This window comes from Trebonia kvetii (genome assembly GCF_007827045.1).
Taxonomy (GTDB): domain Bacteria; phylum Actinomycetota; class Actinomycetes; order Streptosporangiales; family Streptosporangiaceae; genus Trebonia; species Trebonia kvetii.
The window spans coordinates 457,796-471,624 of record NZ_RPFW01000001.1; the positions used below are offsets into that span (position 1 = coordinate 457,796).

General features: G+C 70.6%; 10 protein-coding genes. 5 read left to right on the top strand and 5 right to left on the bottom strand.

Translation table 11 applies throughout. The features are described 5' to 3' along the window. Positions 1-234 precede the first annotated feature (234 nt). The 3 genes from EAS64_RS01840 to EAS64_RS01850 all read right to left on the bottom strand — a co-directional run bounded on the left by EAS64_RS01840 (position 235) and on the right by EAS64_RS01850 (position 5,283). On the bottom strand, positions 235-1,980 hold the full coding sequence (locus EAS64_RS01840) for a proline--tRNA ligase (protein WP_145850962.1): 1,746 nt from the start codon (positions 1,978-1,980) through the stop codon (positions 235-237). Between the two features lie 140 nt (positions 1,981-2,120). Beyond that, positions 2,121-2,576 (bottom strand): hypothetical protein, encoded by a 456-nt coding sequence (locus EAS64_RS01845; protein WP_145850963.1) that lies wholly within the window; start codon positions 2,574-2,576, stop codon positions 2,121-2,123. Then, complete coding sequence (locus EAS64_RS01850; protein ID WP_187365628.1) at positions 2,569-5,283, bottom strand: penicillin acylase family protein; 2,715 nt, start codon at positions 5,281-5,283, stop codon at positions 2,569-2,571. The genes EAS64_RS01845 and EAS64_RS01850 overlap by 8 nt, the downstream gene beginning before the upstream one ends. A gap of 651 nt (positions 5,284-5,934) precedes the next feature. On the opposite strand from EAS64_RS01850, the gene EAS64_RS01855 reads away from it, so the two are divergent. The 5 genes from EAS64_RS01855 (at position 5,935) to EAS64_RS43195 (ending at position 12,190) form a co-directional block, all read left to right on the top strand. Continuing rightward, the gene (locus EAS64_RS01855; RefSeq protein ID WP_187365629.1) at positions 5,935-7,305 is read left to right on the top strand and encodes a nuclease-related domain-containing protein; all 1,371 of its coding nucleotides are present in this window, start codon (positions 5,935-5,937) and stop codon (positions 7,303-7,305) included. 35 nt (positions 7,306-7,340) lie between these two features. Then, positions 7,341-9,221: a dihydroxy-acid dehydratase gene (ilvD, locus tag EAS64_RS01860; RefSeq protein WP_145850966.1), complete on the top strand. Its 1,881-nt coding sequence runs from the start codon at positions 7,341-7,343 to the stop codon at positions 9,219-9,221. Next, positions 9,218-9,775, top strand: coding sequence for a GNAT family N-acetyltransferase (locus EAS64_RS01865; RefSeq protein WP_145850967.1), 558 nt, complete (start codon positions 9,218-9,220; stop codon positions 9,773-9,775). Before ilvD ends, EAS64_RS01865 begins: the two co-directional genes overlap by 4 nt. Before the next feature lie 191 nt (positions 9,776-9,966). Continuing rightward, complete coding sequence (locus EAS64_RS01870; RefSeq protein WP_145850968.1) at positions 9,967-10,845, top strand: 1,4-dihydroxy-2-naphthoate polyprenyltransferase; 879 nt, start codon at positions 9,967-9,969, stop codon at positions 10,843-10,845. Between the two features lie 253 nt (positions 10,846-11,098). After that, positions 11,099-12,190, top strand: a complete 1,092-nt coding sequence (locus EAS64_RS43195) for a helix-turn-helix domain-containing protein (RefSeq protein ID WP_187365630.1) — start codon at positions 11,099-11,101, stop codon at positions 12,188-12,190. Here EAS64_RS43195 and EAS64_RS01890 read toward each other — a convergent pair. Next, a complete protein-coding gene (locus EAS64_RS01890; protein ID WP_145850971.1) occupies positions 12,173-13,324 on the bottom strand; it encodes an SPFH domain-containing protein in 1,152 nt (383 codons plus the stop codon). The genes EAS64_RS43195 and EAS64_RS01890 overlap by 18 nt on opposite strands. A gap of 2 nt (positions 13,325-13,326) precedes the next feature. After that, the gene (locus EAS64_RS01895; RefSeq protein WP_145850972.1) at positions 13,327-13,758 is read right to left on the bottom strand and encodes an NfeD family protein; all 432 of its coding nucleotides are present in this window, start codon (positions 13,756-13,758) and stop codon (positions 13,327-13,329) included. Positions 13,759-13,829 lie beyond the last annotated feature (71 nt).

Sequence of the window (13,829 nt, forward strand, 5' to 3'; positions counted from 1 at the left end):
CGGCGCTGAGCACACCTACAGCTCCGGGGGTACGGGGGTCGTCCCCGGACGATAGCTGGCCGGGGGCGGGCCCGATATGATCGCGGTTCCCTCGGGGGGTACGGGGTGTCGTCCCCCCGGAAGATAACGTCCGCGGGCGGGCCCGGTATGATCGCGGTTCTTGCGATCGGGCCCACTCCGCGGACACCGGGTGCGACCGGAGTCAGCCGCACCCGTTCTGTATGGGGTTAATCGCTATGCCGCGGGCGCCGAGTTGGTGGCGGCGATGGCCTGGGCGACCGCCTCGCGGACGTGCTTTGCCAGGTCATCGAGCGGCACCGAGACCGTCTCGCCTGTTGCGCGCTCGGTGAGCTCGGCGGTGTTCGTGGCCAGGCCGCGCTTGCCGATCGTGATGCGGAACGGGATGCCGACAAGCTCGGCGTCGCTGAACTTCACGCCCGCGCGGTCGGAACGGTCGTCGATGATCACGTCGACGCCGGCGTCGAGCAGCGCCTGGTAAGCACGCTCCCCCGCCTCGGCGACGGCGGCGTCGTTCTGCTGCGCGACGATGACGACCGCCTCGAACGGCGCAATCGCGGCCGGCCAGACGATGCCCTTCTCGTCGTGGTGCACCTCGATGCACGCGGCCATCGCGCGCTCCACGCCGATGCCGTAGCAGCCCATGGCCGGCTTGACCGGCTTGCCGTCGGGCCCGGAGACGGTGATCTCGAAGGCGTCGGTGTACTTGTAGCCGAGCTTGAATATGTGCCCGACCTCGATGCCCTTGAGCACGGTGAGCGGGTTGCCGCAGCGTGCGCAGGGCTCGCCTGCCTCGGCGGCGCGCAGGTCGGCCCACTCGCTGACCTCGATGTCGCGGTCCACGTCGACGCCGCGCAGGTGCACATCGTCGGTGTTCGCCCCGGTGGTCATGCCGGACCGGCCCCGCAGCGCGAGGTCCGCGATCACCGGCAGGGTGGTGACGCCGACCGCGCCCAGCGAGCCGGGGTGCGCGCCGAGCTCGGCGAAGATCTCCCCCGCCTCGGCCGGGCGCACCGCGACCGCGCGGGTAGCGTCGATGAGCTTCTGCTCCTCAAGGGCGTGGTCGCCGCGCAGCAGCACCAGGGTGAGCCGGCCGTCGAGCACGTAGACGAGGGTCTTGACCTGCCGGTCGGCGGGCGCGTCGTAGCCGGTGGCCAGGTCCTCGATGGTCCTGACGCCTGGCGTGTCGAAGCGCTGCGGCTCGTCGAGCGACCTGGCGGCGTCGGTGGCCGGGTCGACCGGCGCCAGGGCGGAGACCGCCGCCTCCATGTTCGCCGCGTAGCCGCACTCGGGGCTGTAGACGATGTCGTCCTCGCCGGTCGGCGAGGGGCAGATGAACTCGGTTGAGCCAGAGCCGCCCATCGACCCGTTGGACGCCTCTACCGGGATCGCCGGGATGCCGATCCTGGTGAACGCGCGGCTGTAGGCGGCGTGGTGCGCGTCGAACGACTTGTCCAGGCCCGCGATGTCCAGGTCGAAGCTGTAGGAGTCCTTCATGGTGAACTCGCGGGTCCGCATCAGCCCGGCCTTGGGGCGCGGCTCGTCGCGCAGCTTGGTCTGGAACTGGTACCACATCTGCGGCAGGTCCCGGTAGGAGTTGAGCTCGGCGGCGAGGCTGGTGACGATCTCCTCGTGCGTCATGCCGAGCGCGAGCTGTGCGCCCTTGCGGTCCTTGAGCCGGAACATTTCGTCGCCCATGAGCTGCCAGCGACCGCTGAGCTGCCACAGCTCGGCCGGGTGCATCACCGGCATGAGGATCTCCTGGGCACCGATCCGGTTCAGCTCCTCCCGGATAATGCCGATGACCTTGAGCCGGACCCGGACCGCGAGCGGGAGCAGCGAGTAGTGACCCGCCATCAGCTGGCGGATGTACCCGGCCCGCAGCAGCAGCCGGTGGCTGGGCGCGCCCGCCTCCGCGGGGTCGTCCCGCAGGGTCGGGATGTGCATGGTTGACCAGCGCACTTGATAACTCCGATTTTGTCGCGTCTGCCTAGACGTTCCCGGATACGTAGTGAGACGTCCGGGGGGCCTGGAGATCAGAAAGCGGTCTAGTGCCTCAGGTCGGAGTCTATCGCCGGCCGACCGTCACCCCCGACCCATATTCACGGCTGAGGATGACGTCCGGGGAACGGCAGCCTGACCTGGCGCGGAAATACCGCCCTGGCAAGCCAGATCCCGGCAAGCGCCTGGAGGACCGCGAGCAGCAGCGTGACCGCGACCACGACCGCCGCGTAAGGCGGCAGCCCGGCGAGGGCGGAGATCGTCCTGGCGGTCGCGCCCACCGGAAGGCCGTCAAGCGCCATGAGCCAAAGGGCGAGCGCCCAGCCTGCCGCAGCGCCGGCCGCGACGACTAGCACGTAGGCGCGTGCGCGCGGCCGGAACGCGCTGACTACGGCGCCGAGGACGAACGGCACGAACCAGAGGCCGAAGTGCGCGCCAGCCAGGGACAGGGCCAGCACCGCGAGGAAATCGGCGAGCATGCGCTGCGCCACTGGAACCCGCCGAGCCGCGCTCGCCACCGTGGGCGACGACTTCGATCCTGGCGTCGCGCTAGCCATCGAGCCTCCAGGTGACGGCGCCGGCGGTGCTGCCGGGATCCGGAATGGCGAGGTACTGGCCGTCCCACCAGAGCGGCACCAGGTTGTCGTACCAGGGCGAGGCCGGGTTCTCCGACTGCCCGCCGGGGTACGCCCCGATCGCGTAGACGTACGGGGCGTCGGCGGTGAACTTCGTGGCGCCCAGGGAGGCGGCGTCGCTCCGGTACACCGGGCCGGTGACGTCCGTCCACTGGTACCCGAGGCCGAGCGAGGCGATCATCCGCCAGCTCGGGCCGGTTTTCGCGTCGAGGCCGCCGTCGGCGGCGTCCTCGGTGTACGGGTCGCCGCCGGCCGGGCGGGGGCCGTAGCCGAGCCCGTCCGCGCCGGTGATCGACGGGAACGAGCGGCTGTGCAGCCTGCCCCAGGTCCAGCTGGCCGGCTCGCCGCCGAGCTTCGTCGACAGGCGCGACACGGTCGTCTTGAACGCGGCGGCGATGGCCGCCTGGGCGGAACCCGGCCCGTGCCCCGACGGCCCGGCGAACGCCGCGTTGGACTGGTCGCCGAGAGTCCACGCCTCCAGGTCCTCGGCCAGCGGCGCGATGCCCGGCCCGACGGCCAGGTCGATGCGGTCCCTGCTCACTGGCACCTTGGCGGACTTCCACCACGGGTTGAAGACGGTGGTCAGGTAGTCGTTCCAGAACGTCCACCACAGCGACGCGGCGGCCGAGCCCTGGTCCGTGCTGCCGTGCCACGACGACAGCAGCGCCGCCGCGTCCTTATCCGCCCCAGACAGGCCGGCCGACGACAGCGCGCTAGTCACCGCGGGAAGCAGCCGCGACGCGAGCGGGTCCGTCACGTCGTTCTGCAGCTTCGCGATCGAGTCCGCGGTGAGCGGCTCCGCCGCCCGCAGCGCTGCGTAGGCGTGCGCGGCACGGTAGCCGGGATCGTAGAAGTCGTAGGCGGTGCCGACGTAGTAGGGGTAGTCGGCGCCGACCGGCCGCTGGTTGTCGGTCGCGATCAGGTGCGACGGCGGGTCGTAGGCCTGCGGCACCGCCTGGTCCGGGATGACCCCGGTGATGTCGCAGCCGCCCGCCCCGGACATCGGCAGCCACGGCTGGCAGCCGGCCGGGACCTGCGGAAAGTAGCCGGGCGCGAAGACGCCGATGTTGCCCGCCGCGTCCGCGTAGACGAAGTTCTGCGTCGGCGCGTGCCAGCCGGCCAGCGCCGTCTTGAACTGCGTGAAGTTCGACGCGGTATTGAGACCGAGCAGCGCGCCGAGGTCACCGGACGGCACGTTGCCCATCCAGTCCACGGCCATCGTCTGACCCGCCTGGCTCATGATCGGTCCGTGGTCGGTGATCCGCACGGTGAGCTGCCTGGTCGCGCCGCCGCGGACCGGGATCGAGTAGTGCACCACGGTGAGCGGCCGCCACTCCCCGCGCCAGTAGTACTGCGAGCCGCGCACCTGCTCCTTGTAGTAGAACGTCGCGGAGTTCTGGGTGTCCGTCAGCGACCAGGCGATGTTCTTGTTATGCCCGAGCAGCACGCCGGGCATCCCCGGCACGCTCACCCCGGCCGCCTGGTACCCCGGCGCGGACAGCGACACCTCGAACCAGACCGAGGGCAGCGTCTGCGGCAGGTGCGGGTCGCCGCCGAGCAGCGCCCCGCCTCCCTTGACCGCGGGCCCGTTCGCGGCCCACGCGTTGGAGTCCGGATAGTGGTGAGTCTGTGTCGGCAGCAGCTGGCTGAGCTGTGCGAGCACGCTCGCCGCCCCCGCCGCCGTGGAATCATCGGAACGGGTTCCGGCATCTCCGGCCCCTCCACCGCCGCCTGGCGAGCCGGCCGGCGCGACGGCCGCGGTCAGTGACGCGGCCGAGCCGCCTGCCCGCGTGGTGCCTGCCCCCGTGATGCCTGCTCCTGTGGTGCCTGCCCCTGTGGTGCCTGCTCCTGTGGTGACTGCGAGGGGGACGGAGCTGGCCGCGTCCGGCGCCACCGGGGTGAGCGGGAGCTTGACGTACGGCCCGGGGTCATAGGGCGTCTGGGTGTTTCCCGCCGTGGTGGGGAACCAGTCGGCGGTGTGCGCCGAGCCAAGTGACTTGTCGATGAGCGCCATGTCGAGCGGGCCGGTCGTGTAGTCGAGCTCCTGGGTGAGCACACCCTGGACGACCAGGCTGTCGACCGGCGTCCAGTCGCGGGGGTACTGGCCGGAGAGCGAGAACAGCGCGGGCCAGTCGCCGGAGGCCCTGACCTCGGCGATGTCGTCGTTGACGCCCTGGGAGTAGGCGATAAGCGCGGCGCGAGACGCCCCGGTGGTCCGCGCCCACTCGTTGCGCGCTGTGCGCAGCAGGCCGAGGCGGAGCTCGAACTCGTCGCTTGACAGGTCGCTGGGGCCGGCGAGCTGTGCGAGGCGGCCCTTGCCGAGGCGGCGCTCGGCGTCGAGCTCGGAAAGCCGGAACTTGGCATGCACGTAGCCGAGGGCGAGGAAGACGTCGTGGGTGCTGCCCGCGGAGATCGACGCGAGGCCCTGCTTGGTGTAGGAGACCGTCACCGGCCCGGCCAGACCGGGCACGTGCAGCCACTGCGAGCTAACCGGCTGGCCGCCAGTCGCCGACGTCCAGGCACCGCGGCCCGGGTCGAGCACCGGCCCGAGCGCGGGGATCGCCCCGTAGCCGAACCCGAGGACGCCGAGCAGCAGCGCCGACACGACCACTGCGCCTGCCAGGTTCACGACCCGGCGCGCCCGCCACCTTCGCCCGCCACTGCCAGGCCAAACACGCTTCAACATCCCGGACGTTCTATCACGAAAGTCCGATTGCCTTCGCTGCGCCCTGCGGCCGCGGGCCGCTGCGACGCCCCGGTTGCGGCCGCCCTGACCGTATGGTTGCGGCAACGATACGGCCAGGGGCTGGCCATAGGCGGATGGTTGCCGCAACCATCCGCCTGGATCGCGGGCGCGGCGGCCGCCGAGGGGCTGAATAACCCCGCCCTCGCCGATAGCGCAAAACGTCAGGCGTTGATGACGGTCCGCCGGCCGTCAGTGGTGACGGCGGAGTTCTGTGTTAATCGATGGGAATCGTTTGCGATCGCCGATCGCCGATGGCTCTTGAGATTGCGGTTAGCACCGGTGAGGGCCACCATCAGGAATGTCGGCGAGCCTGGTACCTGCGAATTCCTTGCTTGCCTTGACACTGGCCTCGAGCTGTGATTGTTCGGGACTTCGGCGGGGAACGGGGGACAAACAGCACTATGCGGATCGCGCGGATCGATTTACAGTGCGATTAAGGGACCTAGATCACTTTTGATCGACGAGATATAGGGCACATCGATTACAGAGCGCCGCCTCACGGCGGCGAATCGGTACGCTGAGATGGTGAGATGGATGGCTTGGCCCCGAATCAAGAACTCCAGGTCATCAGCGCAGCCCGGTATGCACCCGCACAACGGCGTGCAGGCATCCGTAACGCCGGCACCTGACGCTGAGCCGCCCCCCGGCAGCGGGCAGAACACGGGGATTAGCGGCACCACGTACGCGGTCGCCCAAGGGCCGGGCGAGGACGGCAGGACCGTCAGGCGGCCGCGCCCGATCCGCTACGCCCACGCCAGGGCGGGCGACAGCCGGACTGCCGACGAGCTGGCCAGTGACGCCGCTCCAGCCACGATGCCCGTCGAGATCACCGATCTTCCCGCGCGGGAAGACCCGGTGCCGCCGGTCCGCGAGCCGGTCGCGGACGAGGGGCTCGGGATCTTCGGCGGCGTGAAGACCACCGTCGTCCCCGACGACGAGTCGGACGCACCGCCGCCACCGCGACAGCCGCGCTTCCATCCGCGCCCGCCGGAGCGGCACGAGCCCGCGCCAGAGCCGGGACGCGCCGATGCGACCGGCGCGACGTGGAACCAGCCGATCGCTCCTCCCCCAGCTCCCGCGAACGGCGGGGCGGAGGAGAGGAAGCGGAACCCGTTCGGGATGCTCAGGTCAGTGCCGTGGGCAGGCGAGCAGGCGGACGACGGCGAGCCGCGGGTGAGCATGCGCGACTTGCCGCCCGACGTGCAGCTGCGGTTCTGGCGGCTGCGCGCCACCATCATGGTCATCGTCGGCGCGGTCTTCGCGGCGCTCACCAGGAGCTGGGAGATCGCGCTCACGCTCGCGATCCTCGCCGGGATCGTCGACACCATCTACCGCTCCCGCAACGCCGCGTCCTACCGGAACGGCGCCAGCCACCCCGGCGCGCGCAGGCACACGAGCAGGCAGCTCGCCAGGCTGCGGCGCGAGGGATACTTCGCGCTCGACGCCAGGCCCATCCCGGACAGCAGGGAGTTCATCGACCACCTGGTCATCGGCCCGTCCGGTGTCTACGCGATCGACTCGGAGAAGTGGGACGCCAAGCTGCCGGTCCGCACGCTGAACGGCAAGCGGCTGTACCTCGGGCCCGAATCGCAGAAGGAGCGGCTCGAGCACGCCCTGTGGGAGGCGTCGCAGGCCAGTGAGATCCTGTCCGCGGCGCTCGGCTATGACGTGCCGGTCCGCGCCGCGCTCGCCATCTACGGCCCGAAGATCCCCTGGGAGATCGCCACGATCAGGAACGTGGACGTGTTTACCGGGACCGCGCTGCGCCGGTACCTCAAGCGGCGCGGCAAGACGAAGGACGGCGTGGTGCCGCTCACCCGCGAGCAGGTCCGCACGATCTATGACACGGCGTCACGCATGCTGCCGGACGTCGCACCGTCGATGACCCGCACCCCGGTAGGCTGAATACCCCATTAGCTTTCTGTGAGGGGAGTTCGGCGATGCCGCCGTTGAGGTCACGCACGGTCACGCACGGTCGGAACATGGCGGGAGCGCGCGCGCTGCTGCGCGCGACCGGTGTAGCCGCATCGGACTTCGGCAAGCCGATCGTGGCTGTGGCCAACAGCTTCACCGAGTTCGTGCCGGGTCACGTCCACCTGGCGGACGTCGGGCGGATCGTGTCCGACGCGGTCCGCGCCGCTGGCGCGATTCCCCGTGAGTTCAACACGATCGCGGTCGACGACGGCATCGCCATGGGGCATGGCGGCATGCTGTACTCGCTGCCGTCACGCGAGCTGATCGCCGACTCGGTCGAGTACATGGTCAACGCGCACTGCGCGGACGCGATGATCTGCATCTCCAACTGCGACAAGATCACGCCGGGGATGCTGATCGCCGCCATGCGGCTGAACATCCCGACCGTGTTCGTCTCCGGCGGGCCGATGGAGGCGGGCAAGGTCGTCGCGACTGTTTCCCCGTCGTCCGCCCGGTCCGGGGTGCGCAAGCTCGACCTGATCGACTCGATGGTCGCCGCGGCGGACCCGTCGGTGTCGGACAGCGAGCTTGACGCGCTTGAGGAGGCGGCCTGCCCGACCTGCGGCTCCTGCTCCGGGATGTTCACCGCCAACTCGATGAACTGCCTCGCCGAGGCGATCGGGCTCGCGCTGCCCGGCAACGGCACCACGCTCGCCACGCACACCGCGCGGCGCACTCTGTTCGAGCGGGCGGGCGCCCTCGTGGTGTCGCTCGCAAAGCGCTACTACGACGAAGACGACGAGTCGGTGCTGCCCCGGTCGATCGCGACCAGGGACGCGTTCGAGAACGCGATGGCGCTCGACATCGCCATGGGCGGGTCGACCAACACGATCTTGCACCTGCTCGCGGCCGCGCGCGAGGCCGGCGTCGACTTCGGACTCAAGGAGATCGACGAGCTGTCCCGGCGGGTGCCGTGCCTGTGCAAGGTGGCGCCGAACGGGTCCTACCACGTGGAGGACGTGCACCGGGCCGGCGGCATCTACACGATCCTCGGCGAGCTTGACCGGGGCGGCCTGCTCAACAAGACGGTGCACTCGGTGCACGGGTCGCCGCTGTCCGACTGGGACCTGCGGTCCCCGTCAGTCCTGCCGGAGGCAGTGGAGTTGTATTACGCCGCGCCTGGCGGAGTGCGGACCGTGCACGGCTACTCCCAGTCGGCGCGCTGGGAGTCGCTCGACCTGGACCCGGCCGCCGGGTGCATCCGCGATGTCGAGCACGCGTACACCGTCGACGGCGGGCTTTGCATGCTGTACGGCAACCTGGCCCCGGACGGCGCGGTGGTGAAGACGGCGGGCGTGCCCGAGGAGCTGTGGACGTTCTCCGGCCCGGCCCGGGTGTTCGAGTCGCAGGAAGACGCGGTGGACGGGATTCTCGCTGGACGCGTCGCGGCCGGGGATGTCGTCGTCATCAGGTACGAGGGTCCGCGCGGCGGTCCTGGCATGCAGGAGATGCTGTACCCGACCTCGTTCCTCAAGGGGAAGGGCCTCGGCCGGGCCTGCGCGCTGATCACCGACGGGCGGTTCTCCGGCGGGACTTCCGGGCTGTCGATCGGGCACATGTCCCCCGAGGCGGGCGCGGGCGGCGTGATCGCGCTCGTCCAGGAGAACGACACGGTCGTGATCGACATCCCGCGGCGTGAACTGCGGCTCGACGTGCCGGACGCGGAGATCGCCGAACGGCGGCAGGCGCTGCTCGCCAGGCTCGGGTCCTACCGTCCCGAGTCGCGGCAGCGGCCGGTGAGCCCGGCGCTCCAGGTGTACGCGGCGCTGGCCACCTCGGCGTCAACCGGGGCGTCGCGGGACGTCTCCGCGCTCGCGCGGCTCGCACCGGAGACGCCGGGCGCGTGACGACTGGCGGATTCGTCCGGGCGGCGCGAGAGGCGGACGCCGACGGGCTTGCCCGGGTGCAGGTCGCGAGCTGGCAGGCGACGTTCGCGGGCCTGGTACCCGATTCAGTGATCGCTGAGCTCGCCTCCGATGAGGCGCTCGGCCAGTTCACCGAGCGCTGGCTGGCGGCGATCGGGGCTCCCCCCACCTCGCGGCACCGGGTGCACGTGGCGATCGACAAGCCGGGCGAACCCGAGATACTCGGGTTCGCCGCGGCCGGGCCGGCCACCGACGAGGACCTGTGGCCGGGAACCGACGGCGAGCTTTACGAATTGCACGTGCTGCCTGCGTGCTCTACTGCCGGTCATGACGAGCGGCTGCTGAACGCGGTCGCCGACACTTTCGCCGAGGACGGCTTCAGCACCGGGTACACCTGGGCGCTGGCCGGCGACTCCGCGCGGATCGCCTTCCTCGAGGCGGCCGGGTGGGCGCCCGACGGCAGCACGGCCAGCCTCGACATGGGAGTAAGAGTGCCCGTGGTACGCCTGCACACCCGGCTTTCTGCGGCCAGCTGACCAATCCGTTTTACTCACATGCATTGGCAGGTCTGGCCGGGAGTGGCTCTGGGTAACGGGGGCGGTGGAACACGCACCCGTTCGGGATCAGTGGGAGCGGTGGCGGCGGAGTGGTGAGGCCTGCCGGACTCGCGGTGGCGGGGCTGAGCTTGGGTTTCAGCTGTCGGCCCGGGGACGCATAGGATCTGGCGGTGGCTAGTGCGCGGGAATGGGTGGCAGGGACGCGGCCGCGGACGCTGCCGGCGGCTGTGGTGCCGGTGCTCATCGGGTCGGGTGTGGCGGCAGGGTACGGATCGTTCTCGTGGTGGCGGGCGCTGCTCGCGTTGCTTGTGGCGCTGGCGCTGCAGATCGGCGTGAACTACGCCAACGATTACAGCGACGGCGTGCGCGGTACCGACGCGGCGGGGCGGCGGGCAGGGCCGATGCGGCTTGTCGGTTCCGGTGCGGCGTCGCCGCGCGCGGTGAAGTACGCGGCGTTCGGCTGCTTCGGTCTCGCCTGCTGCCTGGGGCTGGCGCTCGCCGCGGTGACATCCTGGTGGATCGTGGCGGCGGGGGCGCTGTGCGTGCTCGCGGCCTGGTTCTACACCGGGGGGTCGCACCCGTACGGGTACCGAGGGCTCGGCGAGGTGTCCGTGTTCCTCTTCTTCGGCGTGGCGGCGGTCGCGGGAACCGCGTACGTGCAGATGGGGCGGCCGTCATGGCTCGGGCTCGCGGCTTCTGTGCCCGCCGGGCTGCTGTCTTGCGCGCTGCTGATGGTCAACAACCTGCGGGACATCGGGTCCGACGCGACCTCGGGCAAGCGGACGCTCGCGGTGCGGATCGGGGACTCGCGGGCGCGGCTGACCTACCTGCTGTTCCTCCTCGTGCCGTTCGCGCTCGGCGCGGCGATCGCGGTGTACCGGCCGTTCGCGCTGCTGATGCTGCTTGCGCTGCCGCTCGCGATCGCGCCGGTGCGGGCGGTGCGCGGCGGGGTTTCCGGTCCCGGGCTGATCGCGACGCTCGGGCAGACGGGGCGGCTGCAGCTCGCGTTCGGTGTGGCCTTCACGGTGGGCCTGGCCATTCACGTGTAGCTGGCTTCCGGGCGGGTGGGCGGCCGGACTGTCGTCGGCGGCGGCCGTGGGCGGTGCGGCAATGGCCACAAAACGGTGCAAGTCGCGGTGGCTGGCGAAATCTGCAGGCCTAAATGCTGGCGGTTACCGGGCCTGCCGCAATTCCAGGCGATAACCTGCGGGTGAATCTGAATCCTGGCTGGAAGCGGCGCCCCCGACGGGACGAGCCGTGGATTCCTGTCGTCTGTCGGATTCACAGGGGAGGGGTGCCTGGGTGGAGCACCATAAGGCTGATGTATGGCAGGTAGCGGGCCGTGGAACGGCCGGCGACGACACCACGCGATTCCTGCGTGAGCTGCGCCAGCTCAGAGACGGCGCCGGACTCGGTCATGCCGAGCTCGCGGCGCGTGCGCATTTCCCGTACGACACCATCAAGGCGGCCGAGGCCGGGCCAACGCTGCCTGACCTGCCGGTGCTTTCCGCGTACGTCCGCGGCTGCGGCGGCACCGCCGAGGAGTGGGAGGAGCGGTGGCGGCGGCTGACGAGGACGCCATCCCTGCCGGTCTCCGCCTCGCGGCACGCGGGCAATTCCGCCGCCGCCACGGCGGGCGCCAGGATCGGGGCGGCGACCCAGGTCGTGGACGCTCCCGATCCCTCGGTCATCCTCGCGGCGCTCGGCCGCGTCGCCGACGGAATGGCCGTCGGCGAGCCCGGCATGGACGCGGCGCCGCTTACCATCCCGCCGCGGCCCGCCTATCCCGGCGATGACGCACCCGCTGTCTCCTCGTCGGCTGTTATCCCGCCTGCCGACGTGTCGCTGCCCGAGATGTCGCTGGGCAACGTCCCGCTGCCCGACGTCCCGCTGCCCGACGTCCCGCTGCCCGACGTCCCGCTACCCGACGTGTCACTGCCCGAGGTGTCGATAGGCGACGCCTTCGCGGCGGGCCCGGCCGACAACCCGGTGGTCGGCTCGGCTGATTTCTCGCCGTTTACCTCGTTTACGCCGGTTACTCCGGCTGACGACCCACTGGTCACTCAGGCGGACGCCTTGACGGCCGACTCGACGGCCGGGCCAGCTGAGCGTGAGACGGACGACAGGCCTAAGGGGTGGGACCCCATCCGCGTGTCCGCCGCGTGGCCCGCGATCGGCAACGACGACCCTCGCGTGTCCCCGACTGCCACTGATGCGGCCGCACCGACGGGTGGCGGGACGCAACCCGTCATCCGTCAGTCGGCCTGGGCCCGCGGTGCGGACGCCTTTGGCGAGCCAACAGGAGTGGCGCGCCCTGGATCGCGGGCGCGCACCCTGATGGTCGCGGTCGTGCTGGTCTGCGTGCTCGCGGTGGTGCTAGCGATCTTCGCCTGACGCGGGGCCGCTGCCGTTGCCGTTCGGCGGGCTGACCTGCGTGACGCCCGCGCCGATGGCGGGGTCGGTGTCAAGCGTGAGTTCCGGGTGCGGCGCGGGCTGCTCCTCCAGTTGCGCGCCGAGTTCCTGCGGGCTTGCCTGCCATGGGATCGCCGCCTGCACCTCCGGCGACGGCACCTGCTGCGGCGCGGGGGCCGGAGGCACGGCGCTGGCCGGCTGGTCGCCCTGTCTCGCCGGCCCGGCCGCACCTGCCTGCGCGGCCTCGCCGCCGGTGAATGCCGAGGTCACCGCCTTGAGCGCCGACGTCACCTCGCTCGGGATCACCCAGAACGTGTTGCCCGCGCCGTTCGCGAGCTGCGGCAGCGTCTGCAGGTACTGGTAGGCGAGCAGCTTCGGGTCCGGGTCGTTGCGGTGGATCGACTCGAATACCTGGGTGATGGCCAGCGCCTCGCCCTCCGCGCGGAGGATCGCCGCCTGCTTGTCGCCCTCGGCACGCAGGATCTTGCTCTGCCTGTCGCCTTCCGCGGTGAGGATCTGCGACTGCCGTTGCCCCTCTGCGTTCAGGATGGCGGCGCGCTTCTCGCGCTCGGCGCGCATCTGCTTCTCCATCGCGTCCTTCACGGACTTCGGCGGGTCGATCGCCTTGATCTCCACCCGGGTGACCCGGATGCCCCACTTGCCGGACGCGTCGTCGAGCACGCCGCGCAGCAGCGTGTTGATCTTGTCCCGCGAGGTGAGCGTCTGCTCAAGGTCCATCGAGCCGATGACCGAACGCAGCATGGTCGCGGTGATCTGCTCGATCGCCTGGATGTAGTTAACGATCTCGTAGTCCGCCGCCCGTGGGTCGGTGACCTGGAAGAACAGCACCGTGTCGATCTGGACGGACAAGTTGTCCTCGGTGATGACCGGCTGCCCCATGAACGAGACGACCTGTTCGCGCAGGTCGATCGACGCCTTGACCCGGTCAACGAAGGGCACGATGAAGTTCAGCCCCGGCTCAAGGGTCTTGCGGTACCGGCCGAACCGCTCGACGTTCCTGGCTCGCGCTTGAGGAATGATGCGCACCGACCGCACCACTGTGAGCAGGACGATCAGGGCGACCACCGCCGCAATGATGATTTCTGCGGTGACCATGGCTACTCCCTAGGGTAAACAAGGGCCGTAGCGCCCTCGATCTGCATGACATCGACAGTGTGGCCGACGGGGATGACCAGCGACTCGTCGTAGGAGCGGGCCGACCATTCCTCGCCGCCGATGCGCACTCGGCCGCTGTATCCAGTGACCTCTTCGAGTACGCGGGCCGGGCGGCCGACAAGCGCGGCGGGCCCCGTCTTGAGCAGCGGCGCCTGCCGCACGTGCCGGCGGGCGACGGGGAGGACGAGGCCGAGTCCCGCCGTGGAGGCGACGACGAACGCGAGCAACTGCAACGGCAGGCCGAGGTCGACGGCCGCAACGGCGGCCGCTACGCACGCGCCGATCGCGATGAGGCCGAGCGCGAACGTGAACGTGACCAGCTCGGCGACGCCGAGCACGGCCGCCACGATCAGCCAGACGATCCAAGCCACCATGGCCGCTCCGCGGGGGAAAGTCCCGTCACGACGCTCACGCGCCGCAAAACCCTATGGCGCGGGCAAATCGC

Excerpts from the sequence above, each read along its gene's own strand:
- EAS64_RS01845 (WP_145850963.1), bottom strand. The coding sequence starts at position 2,576 with ATGGCTAGCGCGACGCCAGGATCGAAGTCGTCGCCCACGGTGGCGAGC.
- EAS64_RS01855 (WP_187365629.1), top strand. The coding sequence starts at position 5,935 with ATGGCTTGGCCCCGAATCAAGAACTCCAGGTCATCAGCGCAGCCCGGT.
- ilvD (WP_145850966.1), top strand. The coding sequence starts at position 7,341 with ATGCCGCCGTTGAGGTCACGCACGGTCACGCACGGTCGGAACATGGCG.
- EAS64_RS01890 (WP_145850971.1), bottom strand. The coding sequence starts at position 13,324 with ATGGTCACCGCAGAAATCATCATTGCGGCGGTGGTCGCCCTGATCGTC.
- EAS64_RS01895 (WP_145850972.1), bottom strand. The coding sequence starts at position 13,758 with ATGGTGGCTTGGATCGTCTGGCTGATCGTGGCGGCCGTGCTCGGCGTC.